Source organism: Hyphomonas sp. UBA4505, from assembly GCF_002388685.1.
Taxonomy (GTDB): Bacteria; Pseudomonadota; Alphaproteobacteria; order Caulobacterales; family Hyphomonadaceae; genus Hyphomonas.
The window spans coordinates 957,958-975,323 of record NZ_DGMZ01000012.1 but is presented as its reverse complement, the minus strand read 5'-3'; the positions used below and the strand labels follow the sequence as shown (position 1 = coordinate 975,323).

Here is a 17,366-nt window from a genome sequence, read left to right as displayed (position 1 = left end):
AGAAGTCCCGAGATGGACCCCTGTCTGCGCAGGGGTCATCGGAGGAGAATGATCTCTATCCCACAAACCGTATCCTCGGCGCATGCCGGGGTGTCCTGCTGAAGCCTGCCGGACGAGACTCTGACATGCGCCGGAGAGGCGGGGGAGGGGACGAGCGAAGCGCGCAGCAGCTTCCGCTTCACATGAGTCCGAGCGTGGCATGGAAAGCACATACGCGGCAAGTTTGTGCGAGTGAATGTCAAATGCAGGTTGTTTTGGGGCGTGGCATCCTCTTAAAGACCCGCAACTCATTCTCAATATCAATAGGTATCCCTCATGCCGTTTTCCCGTCTTTCCGTCCTGCTGGCCTCCAGCGCGCTCGTATCCCTGTCATCTTATGCTGACAATGCCACCGCGCCGGGTGAGCAGAACCCGTACCGGATGTTGTCGACGATTGTCGTGACAGGCTCGACGGATGCGGTGGACGAAGTGGCCGGGTCGGTCTCCTTCCTGACGGATGCTGACCTGTCGGCGCAGGCCCAGAGCGATATCCAGCGCGTCTTGCGCGTCGTGCCGGGCGTGAACATCCAGGAAGAGGACGGTTATGGCCTGCGGCCGAATATCGGCCTGCGCGGGTCTGGCTCGGATCGCTCGTCCCGTATCGTGCTGATGGAAGACGGCGTGCCGATCTCGCCGGCGCCCTACGCCTCGCCGTCCGCCTATTATTTCCCGACAACAGCGCGGATGAGCGCCGTGGAAGTGACCAAGGGGCCCGCCGCGATCCTGTATGGTCCGCGCACGACGGGCGGCGCACTGAACCTGTTCTCGACGCCAGTGCCGGAAGAGACGTCCGGATTTGCACAGGCATTCTTTGGCACCAATGATCGCCAGCGGGTCCATGCCTGGACGGGCGGACGGGCGGAGGTCGGCGCAGGCTGGAAACTGGGCGGCCTGATCGAAGTGTTCACCGACGAGACTGACGGGTTCAAGGAGCTGGACAATGGCGGGCCGACGGGCTTCGACGCTGATGATCTGATGCTGAAAGTCGGCGCGTACAAGGATGACGGCCCGATGCCGCAAAGCGTCGAGCTGAAATACCAGACGCGCGAAGAGACCTCCAACGAGACCTATTTCGGCCTGACGCTGGAAGATTTCGAGGCCAACCCCTATCGCCGCTATGATGCGAGCGCGGATGATGAATTCCGGGGCGAGAATGAGCTGTTCCAGCTGACCCACAAGATTGAATTCTTGCCAACGCTGAACCTGACGACAATTGCCTATCATCACGACTTTGCCCGCAACTGGTACAAGCTGCAGGGTATCAGCGCCGATGGTACGGGCGCGAGCGGCGATACGGGAATTTCCTCCGTGCTGGCCGACCCGGTGACCTATTCGGCCGAGTACAGCCTGGCGACCGGCGCTACCAGCCTCGACGATTCCATCGTCTACCGCGCCAACCGCCGCGCCTATTACAGCGAAGGCCTGCAAACCACGCTCAACTGGCAGACCGCGTTTGGCGGCCTCGACCATGATGTCACTGTTGGTATCCGCGTGCATGAGGACGAGGAAGACCGGTTTCAGGAAGAGGATGCCTATCGTCTTGAAGGCGGACGCCTGATCCTGACCGGTGCGGGCGCGGCGGGCAGCAATGCCAACCGCATCTCCAGCGGTGAAGCGGTTGCCCTGTTCCTGCAGGACCGGGTCAGCATCGGCAAGCTGACCGTGACCGGCGGCGCGCGCTTTGAGGATTATGAGCTGACGCGCGAGGATTATTCAACGGCAGACCCGACCCGTGCGGCGGGGCCGACGCGCGTGCGGACCCTGGATGACCAGGTCGTTGTGCCAGGTCTAAGTGCGCTTTACGAACTCAACGAGGACGTGACCCTGCTGGCCGGTGTGCATCGCGGCTTTGCGATTGCCAGCCCCGGCGCAACCGAGGCCGATGCCGAAGAGAGCGTGAACTGGGAAGCCGGCGGACGCTTCTCGAAAGAGGGCGTCGATGTCGAGGCGATTGCCTTCTTCAATGATTATTCGAACCTGCTCGGTACCTGCACCGCCTCGTCCGGTGGCAATTGCACGATCGGCGACCAGTTCGATGGCGGCGATGTGGACGTGATGGGTCTTGAACTGACGGCGAGCTGGGATGCGGCGGCGCTGTTCGACACCTCGCTCTCACTGCCGGTCGGCCTCGTCTATACGTGGACAGATGCCGAATTTCAGTCTGGCTTCGAGAGCAGCTATGAGCCGTGGGGCGATGTCGAGGCGGGCGACGAGCTGCCTTATGTCTCGGACCAGCAGATCACCCTGATGGCGGGCATCGAAGCCAGCCGCTGGGGCATGGATTTCTCCGCCAATCACGTCTCCGAAGCGCGTGCGCGGGCGGGGCAGGGCGCCATTCCGGCAGGCGAGCGGATCGATGCACGCTGGCTGGTCGATGCGGCGGCCTGGGTCGACCTGACCGAGACGCTGCGCCTGCGCGTGAAAGCGGAAAACCTGTTCGACGAGACCTATGTCGCCTCCATCGATCCGGCCGGCCTGCGCCCCGGCAAGCCGCAGGAGATTCTGGTCGGGCTTGAGGTGAGATTCTAAGCACCGGCGCTTTTGCGCCAAACCTCACCTGAGGGCCTTTCATTTCGGGGGAAAATGAGCCATAAGCCGCCCCTTGTGGTGGGATATCGGGTCCTGACCCGGCTGGACGACATCCCGGCCGTGGCCTGAGGCCTCAGATACTCACCCAAAACCCCCGCCAATTCAGGCGCTTAGACGAAACCCGCCGCAAGGCGATTGCAAGAAAGATACACGATGTCGATTACCGCTGAGAAGAAGCAGGAACTGATCGAAAAATTCGCCACAAAGCCTGGCGATACCGGTTCCCCAGAAGTGCAGGTCGCGATCCTGACCGAACGGATCAACAACCTGACCGACCACTTCAAGACGAACAAGAAAGACAACCACTCCCGCCGGGGCCTGCTGGCCATGGTCGCAACCCGCCGGAAGCTGCTTGACTACACCAAGCGCAAGGATGAGGCGCGCTACGCCAAACTCATCGAAGCCCTCGGCATTCGCCGCTAGGCACAAAATCAAGCCCGCCGGGCAATAGGGCCGCGGCGGGCTTTTCGTATGTGAAAAAGAAAGACATTTTGATGTTTGACAAGAAATCTGTGTCGCTGGAATGGGCCGGCCGCACGCTGACGATCGAAACGGGCCAGGTGGCCCGCCAAGCCGATGGCGCCGTCATGGTGACCTATGGCGATACAAAAGTGCTCGCGACCGCATGTTTTGCGAAAAGCGCGAAGCCGGGCCAGGACTTCTTCCCCCTGACCGTCAACTACATGGAAAAATACTACGCATCGGGCCGCATCCCAGGTGGCTTCTTCAAGCGTGAAGGCCGCCCGACCGAGAAAGAGACGCTGACGTCTCGCCTGATCGACCGCCCGATCCGCCCGCTTTTCGTCAAAGGCTTCAAGAACGAAGTCCAGGTCGTGCTGACCGCGATGTCCTATGATCTCGAAAACGATCCGGACGTGATCGGCATGATCGGTGCCTCTGCGGCGCTTGTCCTGTCCGGCGCGCCCTTCATGGGCCCGATCGGCGCAGCGCGCGTGGGCTACAAGGATGGTGAGTACATCATCAACCCGACGATCGAAGAACTCGAAGAGTCCGAACTGGACCTCGTCATGGCCGGCACCGCCGACGCCGTGATGATGGTGGAATCGGAAGCTTATGAACTGTCCGAAGAAGTCATGCTCGGCGCTGTCATGGCGGGTCATGAATCGATCCAGCCTGTGATCGATGCGATCATCGACCTGGCCGAACAGGCCGCCAAGGAACCGTTCGACTTCGAAGCCGAAGATCACTCGGCCGAACTGGAAAAAATCCAGAAACTGGTCGGCGCAGATCTTTCCGCCGCCTACTCGATGACCGAGAAGCTGGAGCGTCAGGCCGCTGTGGGCGAAGCCCGCGAAAAGGCCAAGGCTGCGCTCGTCGGCACCGAAGAAGAGCCGGGCGAAATGTCTGGCGAGACGTTCAAGTCTGCCTTCAAGGAAGCCGAAGCAAGCGTTGTTCGCGGCGACATCCTGAAAACCGGCAAGCGCATCGATGGCCGTTCGCTGGATCAGGTTCGCCCGATCGAGGCAATTGCCAGCTTCCTGCCGCGCACGCATGGTTCCTCGCTGTTCACCCGTGGTGAAACGCAGGCGATCTGTGTGGCCACGCTCGGCACCAGCGATGATGAGCAGTTCATCGACGGCCTTGATGGCACGTCGAAGTCCAAATTCATGCTGCACTACAACTTCCCGCCATATTCGGTGGGCGAGACCGGTCGCATGGGCGGTACCAACCGCCGCGAGACCGGCCACGGCAAGCTCGCCTGGCGCGCGCTGCAGGCTGTCCTGCCAAAGCATGAAGAGTTTCCGTACACGATCCGCCTCGTCTCCGAGATCACCGAGTCCAACGGCTCGTCCTCGATGGCAACGGTTTGCGGTTGTTCCCTCGCCATGATGGATGCCGGTGTGCCGGTGACCCGTCCTGTGTCGGGCATCGCAATGGGCCTGATCAAGGAAGCTGACGGCGTGGCGGTTCTCTCCGACATTCTCGGCGACGAAGATCATCTCGGCGACATGGATTTCAAAGTGGCCGGTACCGAAAAAGGCCTGACGTCCCTGCAAATGGACATCAAGATCGCCGGTATCACCAAGGAAATCATGCACACGGCTCTGGAGCAGGCCAAGGGTGGGCGCATGCACATCCTGGGTGAGATGGGCAAAGCGCTGGATACGTCCCGCGACAGCCTGTCGGAAAACGCTCCACAGATGGAAATCGTCAAAGTGCCAACCGACAAGATCCGTGACGTGATCGGGTCTGGCGGCAAGGTCATCCGCGGCATCGTGGAAGAGTCCGGCGCCAAGGTGAACATTGATGATGATGGTACGGTGCAGGTCTCTGCGCTGGACAAGGAATCCATCAACAAGGCGCTGAAGATGATCAAGGAGATCGTCGCAGAGCCGGAAATCGGCGAGATCTACGAAGGCAAGGTCGTTGGCCTGAAAGACTTCGGTATCTTCGTGAACTTCTTTGGTCCGAAGGACGGCCTTGTGCACGTGTCGCAAATGGCGAACGAGCGCGTGAACCATCCGAAAGACCTCGTCAAAGAAGGCGACACGGTCTGGGTCAAGCTGATGGGCTTCGATGATCGCGGCAAAGTGCGCCTGTCCATGAAAGTGGTCGACCAGACCACGGGCAAGGAACTTGCCAAGGATGAGGGCGGCGAAGAGGAATAGGATTTCCTTTTCCTGCAACAGGATACGAAAGGCCGCTCTCCGGAGCGGCCTTTTTTACTTTTGATCGTACTTGGTTGTTCTGCGCAGGCCTTTCCAGAACAACAGTCCGATCATCCAGAATTCGCCAATTGTTGGTGGAATCGTGAGTAATCCGATCCAAGCGCCTGCGTGCGGTGCGAGCACTGCGATAAACACGCTCGCGACATAGCCGATTCCGCCAAGGATAAGTATCCAGCCGAGCGGGCGAGGGCCGAAGCGCCCCTTCAGGACGATCCAACCCATTGGGATCAACCAGAGCCCAAAGAAGATGGCGCCTGCGGCCCAGAAGTGGTGACTGGTCAGAACAAACAGATGGCTGATTGCCGGATCGGCGCTGCTGTGTCCCAAGGCTGTGTCGAGTGCCGCGCGCAACATCACCGAGCTGGCGAGCGTCGCGATCGCATTGACCATGCCGAAGAGTGCCACAACGCTCGCGGCATGCCGGTCGATGTGACTGAACAGTTTGGCGAACCATACCGCCGTCAACGCCTGGAAGATGGCGGACCCAAGCTCCAGCGCGATCCCGACGCGGGCAAGGCCTTCCTGCCCGGTCAGATTGGCGAGCGTTTGAACAGGATCATCTTCCGCAAAAAGCTGAGGTCGAACCGCCATGAAAACGGCGCCGCCGGTCAAACCGAGGCCCAGGTAAAACAGGCCAGTGAGGCATGCATCGCGTCGAAGGGAGGGGGGCAAGGCGGACATACTTGTTTAAACCTTACAATGTAAGTCTACGCCATGTGCTACCATGCAGTGCAAGAGTCTTGCAAGTGCCATCGCCACAAAGGCAAATGGATCCCGAAAGGAGACATGGCTGGCAATGAGTACACGGAAGCCTTTGACGCACACGCGCGTGCTTGATGCCGCGATGACATTGGTTGATCGCGAAGGCCTGCAAAGTCTGAGCATGCGGCGCCTCGGCAAAGAGTTGGGCGTCGAAGCGATGTCCCTGTATCACCATCTTCCAGGCAAGGAAGGCCTGCTTGATGGACTCGCCGAGGCGCTGGCAAATGAGATCACGTCCGCCGTTGATGAGCGTCCGGCATCATGCATGGCGGACTGGAAATCGGACCTGCGCAGCAGATGTCTGGCCGCTCGCACGGTGGTGATGCGTCACCCATGGACGCCTGCGCTTTTTGCGGCGCGGCAGTCCATACCACCGTCCATGTACCTCTATGTGGATCAGGTGATTGCATTGTTTGTGGACAATGGCTTCAGCTATCAAACGGCCCATCGTGCATTGCACGCGCTCGGAAGTCTGTTGTTTGGCTTTGCGCAGGAATTGTTCAGTCCGCCGGTGTCGGGTGGAAACCTGGACACACAAAAGACGCAGGCGGAGTTTGAGGAGATGGCAGAAAATCTGCCCTACCTCTCGGCCATGGTAGCGTCCGAGATGCATCAATCCGACGAGCCGGCTATGGGGTGGTGCGACAGCCAGACAGAGTTCGAATTCACCCTTGATCTGTTGCTGGGTGGACTGGAGCGACTCCGTAACTAGGGTCGCACAAACTACCCATCTTCCGTCAGCGCCTTGCGTACAGCCGCAATTGTTCGCGCGACATCCCCCTCATTCGTCCGCCAGCTGACGACGCTAACGCGCATAACGCGTTGACCCTGCCATGTCGTGCCGGAGAAAAAAGCTTTACCTTTTTCGTTCACCCGGCGAATGATCTCGTCGGTGAACGCATCATTCTCTTCCGCACTCGCGCCTTCGTGTTCAAACCGCACAAGACCCTGATTGAGTATCGGGTCATTCAGGGCGCGAGCGTTCGGCAGGGCGCCGATCCCATTCACAATTTCGGCGCAATACGCACATGAGCGGTCAACAAGGTCGGCGACGCCCTGACGGCCAAGTTCCTGAAGTGCGGCGTAAACAGGCACGGAGCGTGCCCGGCGGGAGAGTTCGAGGTTCCAATCCGTTGGATCACGCACGTCCTGACTGGGGGAGAGATAAGCCGCACTGAGTGACAGGGCGGCGCGGTGCGCCTCAGAATCGCGGACAATGGCAAAGCCGCAATCATAAGGTACGTTCAGCCACTTGTGACCGTCGGTTGCCCAGCTGTCAGCGAAGTCGATGCCGTCTGTGAGGTGTTTGAGGCGGTCGCTCGTGCGGGCGAACAGGCCGAACGCGCCGTCGACATGCACCCATGCGCCAGCGGCCTGGGCCATCGGAATCAATGTACGGAAATCATCGAATGTGCCGACATTCAGGTCTGCCGCGTTCAGGCATACAATTTTTGGCCCCTCCCATTCGGCAAGATGGCGGGCAAGGTCATCTGCGCGCATGTCGCCCATGGGGTTGATGGCGACATCTGTCATGGATGCCTGTCCAAGACCGAGGTGGCGAATAGCGCTGTCGAGGGAGCGGTGCCTGTTTTCACTGGTTAGGATGCGGATACGCGGTGCGCCGAACAAGCCGTCGTTTTCTGCATTCCACCCGGCCTTTTGCAACACGCCATGCCGTGCCGCTGCCAGCGCGGTGACGTGCGCCATCTGGCACCCGGTGGTGAACGCGAAGGAGGATGTCTGCGGCAGGTCGAACAGTTGCTTTAGCCACTCACCAGCAATCTCTTCAATCATGCTTGCGGCGGGTGCAACGGTGAACATACCCGCATTCTGGTCCCAGGCCGACACCAGCCAGTCGGCAGCAAGTGCCGAAGGAAGTGATCCTGCCATCACCCAACCAAAGAATCGTCCCCCGGCATTGGCATGCAGGCCGGGCTCGGCGTGCGTGGCAAGGTCATCGATAATGGCGGCGGCGTCTCGCCCGGTTTCCGGTAGCGGGCCAGACAGGGCGGCGCGAAGGTCGCGCGCGGTGGCCGTGGCGCCTACGGGCCGGTCAGGCAGGCTGTCCAGCCAGCGGCGGGCATGGAATGTGGCGCGGTCGAGTGGATCAGTCATGGCGAATTTCCCCAGCGTGCATCTAACGGGACTGTGCGTGGCAAAGGAAGTGCGGCGGCGGCCTTTTTTCGTTGAAGCCAGCCGGGGTTTGCCGTTACACCCAGAGCCATGATGACAAAGCGCAAGCAATTCCTCGTCGCCATGTCCGGTGGCTCCGGATCTGGCAAGTCAACGCTGGCCGAAGCCCTGCTGGAACATTTGCCTGAGGGGCAGGCGGTCCTGTTTGGTGAGGATGCGTATTACTATCCGATGAGCCATTATGGCGAGCCCGGGAACAAGGAAGAATGGACGGCACTTGTTGCGGGCATCAACTATGATGCACCTCGCTCGAAAGAAGCCGACCGGCTGGTCAAGGATTTGCGCGCGCTGAAAGCCGGCGAGACGATCCAGCAGCCAATCTATGATTATGAGCGCCATGACCGCAGCGAGAAGACACGCGAGATCAAGTCTGCGCCGATCCTGATCCTGGAGGGCATCCACGCGCTGTCCTTCCCGAAAATCAGTTCCCTGATTGATCTGTCGGTCTATGTGGACACGCCAGACGACCTGCGCCTCGCACGGCGAATTCGCCGCGACGTGACCGAGCGCGGTCGCTCGCTGGAAAGTGTACTTCAGCAATATCTCGGCACGGTGCGCGCGGCGCATTACCAATGGACCTATCCGGCCAAATTCGAGGCCGACCTCGTGATTGCCGATGAAGGCCTGCCGGCCTATGGCAATGTGCGCCCGACCGAAGAAGCCATCGAACGCATGATCGCACCGGTGCTGGCGCGTCTGCAGAATTGCGGCGCGATCTGACCCGTTTCCGGTTCGGGGCCAGTCTGGTATGACCAGCCTGCATCGGAACAGGAGACCGTCATGACCCATAGGCTTTCATTTCTTGTTGCAGGGCTGGCGGCGCCATTTGTCCTGTCTGCCTGTATCTATGTTGATGAAGGCTCCGAACCTGTCCGCAAAGTGGTGGTCGAGCGCGAAGTCATTGTTGAAACGGGTCCGGCACAGGATGATCGGCTGAACGCAACGCTCTGGGCGCAGCAGGCGGTAGAGTACAAGGCCACGACTGACGGCATCTATGCGCTGGCGGCGATGCGATTGGACGAGGCGCTGGCTGATCCGGAATGGACCGCCGCGCCGGACCTGCAGGGCGAGGCCTATCAGGATCTTCCCCCGGCAATCATCCTTGATGCCGATGAGACCGTATTGGACAATACGCCCTATGCGGCGGCGGATGTGCTGGCGGGTGAGCCTTTCAGCCCCGACCGCTGGAATGCCTGGGCCAGCGCGGGTGTGGCGAAAGCCGTGCCGGGCGCGGTGGACTTCACCCGCGCGGCTGCGGCCAAGGGTGTGAAAGTATTCTACGTCACCAATCGCGACGCAGTGACGGAAGTGGGGACCGCACGGAATCTGCGGGCACTCGGTTTCCCAATGGGTGGCAATGTCGACACGTTGCTGACCAAGGGCGAGCAGGACGATTGGGGCTCGGCCAAGGCAACGCGCTGGGCCGTGGTGGCAAAGGATTATCGGATCCTGCTCATGCTGGGCGACAATCTGGGCGACTTCACCGATTCCTATAAAGGCAGCCCGGCAGAACGGCAGGCCGTATATGAGGCGAATGCGGACAAGTGGGGCCGGGAATGGATTGCCCTGCCGAATCCGGGTTATGGCAGCTGGGAAAGCGCGCCATTCGGACATGATTACAGCCTGCCTGAAGACGAACGAGTGCAGATGAAACGCGACCAGCTGCAGCCATGGCCTGAACGGCCGTAACACTTCTGTTCATGTTGGCGCGGATATAGTGCGCAAGACATGATCCTGCGCACTCTTTTCGTCGGCCTTGCGGCGCTTGCCGCTGGCCTGCCCGCATTTGCCTGTGACCTTGCCCTCACGGGGCGGGGCATCGCAGTGGCCGATTATGTCGAGCAGGTGGGGCCCTGCTTCGGGAATTTGCCGGAGGGCTATGCCTTCGACGCGCGCATGGAAGGCGAGTTCCTGAGGCTGACCAATATCGCCCGCAAGGAGGCGGGATTGCCGCCGCTGGTCAATCGCGCGGCGCTGCGCAATACGGCGCGCTTTCACAGTCTCGACATGGCGTATAATGATTTCTTCGGCCATGTCGGACCGGACGGACGCGAACCGCAGGACCGCATCGCGGCCTTCGACCGGCGGGCAATCATTCAGTATTCAGCTGAAAATGTTGCCATGATCGAGATTGTCCGGGGGCGCTGGAATCTGGAACGGCAGGCCGTGAAACGTCTGCACCAGAACCTCATGGACAGCCCCGGCCATCGCGCAAACATTCTCAGCGAACAGGCCACCCATGTATCGATGGGCGTGGTGCGGACCGAGACGGGTGTCTGGGTGACGCAGAACTTCCTGAACCTGTCGGGCAGCCTTGCGCGGGACGTGCCCGTGCGGATGCGTACCGGGGACCGGTTGCGGCAGATGCCCGTGCTCAACGGCTGGAAGTTCCGCGAGTTCGCGGCCGAATTGCCAAGCGGCGACGTGCTGCCAATGGGGCAGGGTATTCCGGCGGGTATATCGGGCGATATCCACATTGCCGCCGAAGGCCGCAAACCGGGAGAGAAGCCGCGAAGCTATTACACAATCCACCTGCCCGGTCCCGCTGTGACCGTGGGCGGCTAGAACCCTACCGAATTCTGTAGGGTTGAATTATCGTTCTATTTCTGGCCTCATGTCCGGAGGCAGGAGGGTTAACCATGGTTGATGTGTTTGTGAAAAAGGAATTCTCGTCGGATGTGGATACCGGCGATATGCAAACGGAGAAAAAGCAAGTCGTCCGCGATTACATCGCGAAAGGGCAGACATGTGACTGTCCACCGCATGATTTTGAGGAACTTCCAAAAAAAGGGGCTATTGCCCACGAACTCCGGGAGGGTCACTTCCTCCATCAGTTCGAGGCATCTAAATCGAAGCATCGCCGAAATGGCAGGAAGCTCGTGCAAACCAGCTTTATCTGTAAGCCCGGACAGCCACGAAAACGCATAGATGTAATTGACCACAGCAAGTAGTTGCATGAACCTCACGTCCGAGTATTTCGCAAGTCTGTTCCGGGATCTGACCAATCGCACCTACACATTTTCTGCGATCGTTTTTGTAGCGGAACTGTCAGGAAACCATTCCACGCCCGTATCCATATTCGATTTGGAAGTGGAGGGCCTAACGCTTGGGATTATTCAAGCGGGGGCATTTCTTGCAATCGCCCAAGCTGTTTTCAGCTTGATATTTGCGCTGTTCGTAATGGACAAGGCGGGGATGGAGAAGGCCTTTCAAGAGGCGACGTCATCTCAAGATGGTGAGGGTCTTTTCAAAAACCCGGTCTATGCGCGCCTCAGGGAAAGTGTGCAGCGCAAGGCGGCATCCGCAAAGTTGCTGTACAATATTTTCCACCTGCTCCTTCCCATGTGTGTAGGTATTCTTGCCATGCTGTGGAGCTTTCCGGATCTATGCAAGATTGTAGAAAGCTTTCCAGGCGCAGAATTCCGTTTGTGCGAAGATTAAACCGGTCCGGGATTCACAAAACTCCCAAATCGTGATTCTCTTCGATAGACATCGGAGTGATTCGAATGCCTGCCAAAACCGCAAGCCGCCGAACAGTTGTCTTTACCGAGAGCGACGGACGCAAAATTGAAGCTGTCCGATACACCAACCCTGACGGAAGCGCTGGGGGATGGGTGGCTCCTGATTTTCAGGCCGTGAACGTTACACTGGGCCCAGACGTCATCGTGTATCCGGGCGTTTCGATTTCCAGCGGTGCCATCATCACCGGAAAATGCATGATCGTTCCACACTGAGCTGGCGTTCGCTCGCTAGAACACGCGCATGATCTGATCCAGTGGCTTTTTCACCAGAGCGTGTTTGGGCACCATGGCATCGTCGGCTGGATAGCCCGCAACCAGGATCAGGAAGGGTTTTTCCGTTTCCGGACGATCACAAATGCCGTTCAGGAACTTCATCGGGTTGGGCGTGTGGACAAGGGTGGCGAGGCCGGCCTGATGACAGGCGGTCATCAGCATACCCGTGGCGATGCCGACGCTTTCGTTGATGTAGTAGTTCTTGCGGGTTTCTCCCGCTTGCACGCCGCCGCGGCGCTGGGCGAAGATACAGATCAGCCAGGGGGCGATTTCCATATAGGGCTTGTCGGCATCGGTGCCGATCGGCGCGAGCGCGTCGAGCCAGTCTTCCCCGGCGCGCCCTGAATAGAACTCACGCTCTTCAGCTTCGGCAGCCTGACGAATTTCGCGCTTTTTCTCCGCGCTGTTCACACAGGCAAAGAACCAGGGCTGGTGATTGGCGCCGGATGGGGCCGACCCGGCGGTGGCGACACAGGCCTCAATGATTTCGCGTGGGACGGGCTTGTCCGAGAAGGCGCGGACGGAACGGCGCGTCGCCAGAGATTCGTGAAAGGCGCGGGCGCGGTTTCGCATCTCGTCTTCGGGATAAGACGGGAAGCCGCTGAGCGGGACATGGGTCTCGGTACTGGTTTTCATGATGCCCGTGTTAGCAGGATGACGGGCGGACGCAATTCACATCAGCGGGACCGGCGGGCGGCATCAGCGCCGCGCCTTTCGGCCCGCTTCATCCATTTTGAGAGCGTCGCCTCCTTGGCCGTCTTCACCGGTCCGACCTGCAGGATGCGTGCGGGATGTATGCCGACAAATCTCATGACGGGCTTCTGCACCTGTAACTTGGCGGCGCGACCATTGGATAGCCGGTCAAACCAGACCGGCGCGTCGGACGTCATCAGCACATCGCCCCGTCGTCCGGCCAGCAGGCGATCCCAGAAGGGGTCCTTCTCGTGATATTTCATGGCGAAGCCTGGCAGGAAACTGCGGTCGATCACGCCTTTCATCTTGGCGGGCATCCCGCCCCACCATTGCGGATAGGCCCAACAGACATGATTGGCCCAGAGCAAGTTCTCCCGCCACGCTTCAAGGCATGGCTCAAGGGTCTTGCGGGCGTGATAGCCTTCGGTGAGATCCGGGTCGAAGACCATGTCCGACAGGTTCATGCGTCGGACTTCGGCACCGTTTGCTTCTGCGCCACGCTGGTAGGCGTCCGCCATGCCGTGGCTGAGCGATGTAGCGCGTGGATGGCCGACCCAGAGAAAGATGCGTGCTGGCATGAGAGCCCCCCAAATACGATTGAACAATACGTTTATTGTTCAATACGGATCTGATGGCAAGCCCAAACGGTGTGGGGTGCAATTCGCCAGCATGGGGTTCGCCCTGCGTGTCAGCCGCGTTTCAGACGGGCAACGGCATCGGAGACGGGTGTTTCGCCATTTGTGAGTTCGATGATCTCATTGGTGATTTCCGGCACGCCGATCAGCTCCGCGAGCGTGGCGGCGACATTGCCGCGCGCGACGTCTCCATAGGTGATCGCGCGGCCCGCCATCACTTTGCCATCGCCGTCATCATCTTTCAGCGTGCCAGGGCGCAGGATGACATAGTCGATCCCGCTGGTGGCGAGGGCCGCATCGGCGCGGCGCTTCATGGCCATATAGTGCTCGAAATCATCGCTCGTGTCGCGGTCGCGCCCGGCATCCATGATGACTGAGACGAGATAGATGCGGTTCACGCCCGTGGCGCGCGCGGCCTCGATCAGCTTTTCCGGGCCCTCTCCATCAATCGCGGTCGTCTTGTCCCGGCCGCTGCCGGCGGCGCCTGCGGAGAAGACGGCCGTATCACAGCCGTTCATGGCGCTGGCGAGGTCGTCTGCGGTCATGTCGATGATATTGCCGAGAACGGGCTCGACGCCCTGCTTGCGCAGATCATCTGCCTGTTCAGGTTTGCGGTGCAGGCCTTTGACCGTGTGGCCGGCCTCGACGAGTTTCGGGCTCAGGCGGCTGCCGACGCCGCCCGTGGCGCCGATGAGGAAGATATTGGACATGGAAGTCTCCTGTCAGAATGGGTTCGCCAGACCAACAGGAGAGACGGGCAGGAGTTCCGGGCGATCACAGCAAGGTGAGGAGGGCTAGTCCTCCGGCAAATCCGGCACGCCGACGACGTGGAAACCAGCGTCGACATGGTGGACTTCGCCGGCGACCGAGTGGCCGAGTTCGGAGAGCAGGTAGAGCGCCGCGCCGGCGACGCCTTCCATGCGCGTATCTTCCTTGAGCAGCGACCAGTCGCGGCCGGTGCCCATCAGGCTCTTGCCACCGCGAATGCCGGCCAGGGAGAGCGTACGCATCGCGCCAGCGGAAATCGCGTTGACGCGGATGCCCTGCGGACCGAGGTCGCGCGCCGCATAGCGGGTTGCGGCTTCGAGCGCGGCCTTGGCGACGCCCATGACATTGTAGGAGGGCACGGTGCGCTCGGCGCCGAGATAGGTCATGCAGATCATCGCTCCGCCATCCGGCATGATCTCGCTGGCGCGGCGGGCACAATCGATGAAGCTGTAGACCGAAATGTCCATCGCGCGGCGGAAGCCTTCGCGGGTCGTGTTGGCGACCATCGAGCCCTGCAGCTCGTCCTTGCCGGCAAAGGCAATGGAGTGAACGAGGAAATCGATCTTGCCCCATTTGTCCTTGATGGTGTCGAACGCGGCATCCATCGATGCATCATCGGTGACGTCGGCGGGGATCATCGTGTCCATGCCGATGGATTCGACCAGCGGGCGCACGCGGCGCTCCAAACTGTCACCCTGATAGGTGAACGCGATCTCGGCGCCCTGGGCGGCCAGCTGGCGGGCGATGCCCCAGGCGATGGAGTTCTGGTTGGCGACGCCCATCACGATGCCGCGCTTGCCTTTCATCAGGTCGCCTGCCGGCGGGGTCCAGTCATCAGCCATCGCGGCATCTCCCTTGTTCAAATTTCATCGTGTCATCAGGGCTAGGCAGCCCGCTTGCTCACGTCAAGCAGGCGCAGCGCTAGAGGACGTTCTTCAGGCCGACCTTCATGTCGAGCGCGGTGTAGACATGCTCATCATCGACATAGACGCGGCCATCGGCGATGCCGAGATTGAGCTTGCCGCGGCGCACGCGCTTGATGTCGATGACATAGCGGACGAGCTTCTTGTCGGGCGTGATCTCGCCGGTGAACTTCACTTCGCCGACGCCGAGCGCACGGCCCTTTCCGGGGCTGCCGGACCAGCCGAGCCAGTAGCCGACGGCCTGCCACATGGCATCAAGGCCAAGACAGCCGGGCATGACCGGGTCACCGGGGAAGTGGCATTCGAAGAACCAGAGGTCTGGCGTGATGTCGAGTTCGCCGATCACGCTGCCCTTGCCGAACTGGCCGCCATCCATGGTGATCTCTGTGATCCGGTCCATCATCAGCATGGGCGGGATCGGCAATTGCGCATTGCCCGGGCCAAAATAGCCGCCCGCACCTGACTTCAGCAGGTCTTCCTTGGAGTAGGAGGATTGGGGCGTGTGGTAATCGTGCGGTCCGGACATGGCGGTTCCCTTGTTCAATCAGCGCAAGAGGCTTTACGAGCCTGTGCCGCGCGGCTTGTCAACAGGGAGAGGGTGTCCAGACTGCCCTTGCTTACAGGGTGGCTTCGCTGGTCGTTACGCCCCAGAGGGCGGCAGCCGGGACGAAGCCTTTATAGTTTCCGGCTTCGATGCGGCACCAATTGTCCGCGCATTTGCCGAGCTCCACCAAGACGGTCGCCTCTATGCGGGCGACCTCTGCGCTTTCCGGATTCGGCGCGTGATGCAGGATCGTGTCGGTCTGCACCATGGCCTTGGCTTCCGGTTCCAGCATGCGGGCATGGACCCAGACTTCTGAGCCGGACGGATCCCGTACACGGCGCCAGTTCTGGCTCTCCTTGATGATCAGCAGGGGCAAGCCCTGGCGTTCGTAGCGCCAGAGGATCGGATGATCGCGGCTGGGGCCGGCCCGACCATTCACGGCATTGTATTTCAGGGTCTCGAAGCGCGGGACTTCCTTTCCGGAAAATTTGCTCACGCGCACATAGGTCGGACCCTCAGCCAGTGCCGAAGCGCAAGCAAAGACGAGTCCGGTTAAAATAATGGCTGCCCACTTCATGTGCAGTCTTTTCCCATGTCTGCGAGGGGATAGAATTCCATAGCCGAATGAATCTTGTGTAAAATATGAAGCGTTGGCGCGGCCTGATCCCTCTGCTAAGGCCCGAATGAGAATATTTGCAAAAAGAGTTCCTATGTCCGCGAAGAAGTTGAAAGTCGTTGTCACCCGAAAACTCCCGGCGCCGGTCGAATTGCGCCTCAAGGAATTGTTCGATGCGAGGCTGAACAATGATGATCACCCCTTCACGCAGGAGGAACTGGTCGAGGCGATGCAGACCGCCGACGTGCTGGTACCCACGGTAACTGACAAACTGGACGGCCGGATCATGGCCCGGGCAGGGGACCAGTTGCGCCTGATTGCCCAGTTCGGCGCGGGTGTGGACAATATTGACGTGCAGAGTGCCGTACAGCGCGGCATCACCGTGACCAACACGCCCGGCGTGCTGACCGATGATACGGCGGATGTCGCCATGGCACTGATCCTGTCAGTGCCGCGCCGCCTGTTCGAAGGTGCGCAGATCATGAATACGGGCGGCTTTGACGGCTGGACGCCGACCTGGATGATGGGCCGCCGACTCGCCGGCAAGCGGCTGGGCATCATCGGCATGGGGCGTATCGGTCAAGCGGTTGCCCGCCGCGCAAAAGCCTTTGGCTTGCAGATCCATTATCACAACCGCAAACCGGTCAGCCCGCGCATCGAGGAATTGCTGGAGGCGACTTATTGGGACAGCCTCGACCAGATGCTCGCGCGCATGGACATCGTCTCGGTAAACTGCCCGCACACGCCCGCAACATTCCACCTGATGAATGCCCGCCGGATCGAGCTGATGAAGCCGGAATCCTATATCGTGAATACGGCCCGCGGCGAGGTGATCGATGAGGCAGCGCTGGCCCGCGCGCTGAAGGCGGGCAAGATTGCCGGGGCGGGGCTCGACGTGTTCGAGCGCGAGCCGACAGTGAATGAAGAATTGTTCGGCCTGCCGAATGTCGTTCTGCTGCCGCATATGGGCTCGGCCACGATCGAGGGCCGTACCGAGATGGGCGAGAAGGTCATCATCAACATCAAGACCTTCGCCGACGGCCACCGCCCACCAGACCGCGTAATCCCCGCAATTTTGTAGTTTTTCCTCCATTTCCGGTTGACCTGATTGCGCTGGTTT

The 17,366-nt window shown here is 60.2% G+C and carries 19 protein-coding genes; 11 read left to right on the top strand and 8 right to left on the bottom strand.

Going from position 1 to position 17,366, the window contains the following annotated elements:
* The first annotated feature begins 315 nt into the window (after positions 1–315).
* From B3527_RS13840 to pnp, 3 genes are all read left to right on the top strand, one after another.
* Positions 316–2,568, top strand: a complete 2,253-nt coding sequence (locus B3527_RS13840; RefSeq protein ID WP_290480253.1) for a TonB-dependent receptor family protein — start codon at positions 316–318, stop codon at positions 2,566–2,568.
* A gap of 213 nt (positions 2,569–2,781) precedes the next feature.
* Positions 2,782–3,051: a 30S ribosomal protein S15 gene (gene rpsO, locus B3527_RS13835; RefSeq protein WP_034814480.1), complete on the top strand. Its 270-nt coding sequence runs from the start codon at positions 2,782–2,784 to the stop codon at positions 3,049–3,051.
* 71 nt (positions 3,052–3,122) lie between these two features.
* A complete protein-coding gene (gene pnp / locus B3527_RS13830) occupies positions 3,123–5,258 on the top strand; it encodes a polyribonucleotide nucleotidyltransferase (protein WP_034814482.1) in 2,136 nt (711 codons plus the stop codon).
* Between the two features lie 54 nt (positions 5,259–5,312).
* Here the strand turns inward: pnp and B3527_RS13825 are convergent, their stop codons facing one another.
* Positions 5,313–5,999: a DUF4386 domain-containing protein gene (locus tag B3527_RS13825; protein WP_290480252.1), complete on the bottom strand. Its 687-nt coding sequence runs from the start codon at positions 5,997–5,999 to the stop codon at positions 5,313–5,315.
* Between the two features lie 115 nt (positions 6,000–6,114).
* Between B3527_RS13825 and B3527_RS13820 the strand changes: the two genes are divergently transcribed.
* Entirely contained in the window at positions 6,115–6,792 is a 678-nt protein-coding gene (locus tag B3527_RS13820; RefSeq protein ID WP_290480251.1) for a TetR/AcrR family transcriptional regulator, read from the top strand.
* Positions 6,793–6,803: 11 nt separating this feature from the next.
* Here B3527_RS13820 and B3527_RS13815 read toward each other — a convergent pair whose 3' ends face one another.
* The gene (locus tag B3527_RS13815; protein ID WP_034814487.1) at positions 6,804–8,195 is read right to left on the bottom strand and encodes a pyridoxal phosphate-dependent decarboxylase family protein; all 1,392 of its coding nucleotides are present in this window, start codon (positions 8,193–8,195) and stop codon (positions 6,804–6,806) included.
* Between the two features lie 108 nt (positions 8,196–8,303).
* Here B3527_RS13815 and udk point away from each other — a divergent pair, with 108 nt between their 5' ends.
* From udk to B3527_RS13785, 6 genes are all read left to right on the top strand, one after another.
* Positions 8,304–8,993, top strand: coding sequence for a uridine kinase (udk, locus tag B3527_RS13810; RefSeq protein WP_290480250.1), 690 nt, complete (start codon positions 8,304–8,306; stop codon positions 8,991–8,993).
* Between the two features lie 60 nt (positions 8,994–9,053).
* Positions 9,054–9,962 carry a 5'-nucleotidase, lipoprotein e(P4) family gene (locus tag B3527_RS13805; RefSeq protein WP_290480249.1) on the top strand — a complete coding sequence of 303 codons (909 nt, stop codon included), beginning with the start codon at positions 9,054–9,056 and terminating at the stop codon, positions 9,960–9,962.
* Positions 9,963–10,001: 39 nt separating this feature from the next.
* Complete coding sequence (locus tag B3527_RS13800) at positions 10,002–10,838, top strand: CAP domain-containing protein (RefSeq protein WP_290480248.1); 837 nt, start codon at positions 10,002–10,004, stop codon at positions 10,836–10,838.
* 74 nt (positions 10,839–10,912) lie between these two features.
* Positions 10,913–11,224, top strand: coding sequence for a hypothetical protein (locus B3527_RS13795; RefSeq protein WP_206991696.1), 312 nt, complete (start codon positions 10,913–10,915; stop codon positions 11,222–11,224).
* 4 nt (positions 11,225–11,228) lie between these two features.
* The gene (locus tag B3527_RS13790) at positions 11,229–11,714 is read left to right on the top strand and encodes a hypothetical protein (protein ID WP_206991695.1); all 486 of its coding nucleotides are present in this window, start codon (positions 11,229–11,231) and stop codon (positions 11,712–11,714) included.
* 65 nt (positions 11,715–11,779) lie between these two features.
* Positions 11,780–12,007, top strand: coding sequence for a hypothetical protein (locus B3527_RS13785; protein WP_206991694.1), 228 nt, complete (start codon positions 11,780–11,782; stop codon positions 12,005–12,007).
* Between the two features lie 15 nt (positions 12,008–12,022).
* Here the strand turns inward: B3527_RS13785 and B3527_RS13780 are convergent, their stop codons facing one another.
* The 6 genes from B3527_RS13780 to B3527_RS13755 all read right to left on the bottom strand — a co-directional run bounded on the left by B3527_RS13780 (position 12,023) and on the right by B3527_RS13755 (position 16,207).
* Positions 12,023–12,703, bottom strand: coding sequence for a nitroreductase family protein (locus B3527_RS13780; RefSeq protein WP_290480247.1), 681 nt, complete (start codon positions 12,701–12,703; stop codon positions 12,023–12,025).
* Positions 12,704–12,744: 41 nt separating this feature from the next.
* The gene (locus tag B3527_RS13775) at positions 12,745–13,338 is read right to left on the bottom strand and encodes an NAD(P)H-dependent oxidoreductase (RefSeq protein WP_290480246.1); all 594 of its coding nucleotides are present in this window, start codon (positions 13,336–13,338) and stop codon (positions 12,745–12,747) included.
* 110 nt (positions 13,339–13,448) lie between these two features.
* Positions 13,449–14,105, bottom strand: coding sequence for an SDR family oxidoreductase (locus B3527_RS13770; RefSeq protein WP_290480245.1), 657 nt, complete (start codon positions 14,103–14,105; stop codon positions 13,449–13,451).
* An 84-nt stretch (positions 14,106–14,189) separates the two neighbouring features.
* Positions 14,190–15,005 carry an enoyl-ACP reductase FabI gene (locus tag B3527_RS13765; RefSeq protein WP_290480244.1) on the bottom strand — a complete coding sequence of 272 codons (816 nt, stop codon included), beginning with the start codon at positions 15,003–15,005 and terminating at the stop codon, positions 14,190–14,192.
* Between the two features lie 79 nt (positions 15,006–15,084).
* Entirely contained in the window at positions 15,085–15,612 is a 528-nt protein-coding gene (fabA, locus tag B3527_RS13760; RefSeq protein WP_206991689.1) for a bifunctional 3-hydroxydecanoyl-ACP dehydratase/trans-2-decenoyl-ACP isomerase, read from the bottom strand.
* 91 nt (positions 15,613–15,703) lie between these two features.
* On the bottom strand, positions 15,704–16,207 hold the full coding sequence (locus B3527_RS13755; protein WP_290480243.1) for an SH3 domain-containing protein: 504 nt from the start codon (positions 16,205–16,207) through the stop codon (positions 15,704–15,706).
* Positions 16,208–16,340: 133 nt separating this feature from the next.
* On the opposite strand from B3527_RS13755, the gene B3527_RS13750 reads away from it, so the two are divergent.
* Complete coding sequence (locus B3527_RS13750) at positions 16,341–17,327, top strand: 2-hydroxyacid dehydrogenase (RefSeq protein ID WP_034814504.1); 987 nt, start codon at positions 16,341–16,343, stop codon at positions 17,325–17,327.
* Positions 17,328–17,366: the final 39 nt, after the last annotated feature.

Excerpts from the sequence above, each read along its gene's own strand:
- B3527_RS13840 (WP_290480253.1), top strand. The coding sequence starts at position 316 with ATGCCGTTTTCCCGTCTTTCCGTCCTGCTGGCCTCCAGCGCGCTCGTA.
- rpsO (WP_034814480.1), top strand. The coding sequence starts at position 2,782 with ATGTCGATTACCGCTGAGAAGAAGCAGGAACTGATCGAAAAATTCGCC.
- pnp (WP_034814482.1), top strand. The coding sequence starts at position 3,123 with ATGTTTGACAAGAAATCTGTGTCGCTGGAATGGGCCGGCCGCACGCTG.
- B3527_RS13825 (WP_290480252.1), bottom strand. The coding sequence starts at position 5,999 with ATGTCCGCCTTGCCCCCCTCCCTTCGACGCGATGCATGCCTCACTGGC.
- B3527_RS13820 (WP_290480251.1), top strand. The coding sequence starts at position 6,115 with ATGAGTACACGGAAGCCTTTGACGCACACGCGCGTGCTTGATGCCGCG.
- B3527_RS13815 (WP_034814487.1), bottom strand. The coding sequence starts at position 8,195 with ATGACTGATCCACTCGACCGCGCCACATTCCATGCCCGCCGCTGGCTG.
- udk (WP_290480250.1), top strand. The coding sequence starts at position 8,304 with ATGATGACAAAGCGCAAGCAATTCCTCGTCGCCATGTCCGGTGGCTCC.
- B3527_RS13805 (WP_290480249.1), top strand. The coding sequence starts at position 9,054 with ATGACCCATAGGCTTTCATTTCTTGTTGCAGGGCTGGCGGCGCCATTT.
- B3527_RS13800 (WP_290480248.1), top strand. The coding sequence starts at position 10,002 with ATGATCCTGCGCACTCTTTTCGTCGGCCTTGCGGCGCTTGCCGCTGGC.
- B3527_RS13795 (WP_206991696.1), top strand. The coding sequence starts at position 10,913 with ATGGTTGATGTGTTTGTGAAAAAGGAATTCTCGTCGGATGTGGATACC.
- B3527_RS13790 (WP_206991695.1), top strand. The coding sequence starts at position 11,229 with ATGAACCTCACGTCCGAGTATTTCGCAAGTCTGTTCCGGGATCTGACC.
- B3527_RS13785 (WP_206991694.1), top strand. The coding sequence starts at position 11,780 with ATGCCTGCCAAAACCGCAAGCCGCCGAACAGTTGTCTTTACCGAGAGC.
- B3527_RS13780 (WP_290480247.1), bottom strand. The coding sequence starts at position 12,703 with ATGAAAACCAGTACCGAGACCCATGTCCCGCTCAGCGGCTTCCCGTCT.
- B3527_RS13775 (WP_290480246.1), bottom strand. The coding sequence starts at position 13,338 with ATGCCAGCACGCATCTTTCTCTGGGTCGGCCATCCACGCGCTACATCG.
- B3527_RS13770 (WP_290480245.1), bottom strand. The coding sequence starts at position 14,105 with ATGTCCAATATCTTCCTCATCGGCGCCACGGGCGGCGTCGGCAGCCGC.
- B3527_RS13765 (WP_290480244.1), bottom strand. The coding sequence starts at position 15,005 with ATGGCTGATGACTGGACCCCGCCGGCAGGCGACCTGATGAAAGGCAAG.
- fabA (WP_206991689.1), bottom strand. The coding sequence starts at position 15,612 with ATGTCCGGACCGCACGATTACCACACGCCCCAATCCTCCTACTCCAAG.
- B3527_RS13755 (WP_290480243.1), bottom strand. The coding sequence starts at position 16,207 with ATGAAGTGGGCAGCCATTATTTTAACCGGACTCGTCTTTGCTTGCGCT.
- B3527_RS13750 (WP_034814504.1), top strand. The coding sequence starts at position 16,341 with ATGTCCGCGAAGAAGTTGAAAGTCGTTGTCACCCGAAAACTCCCGGCG.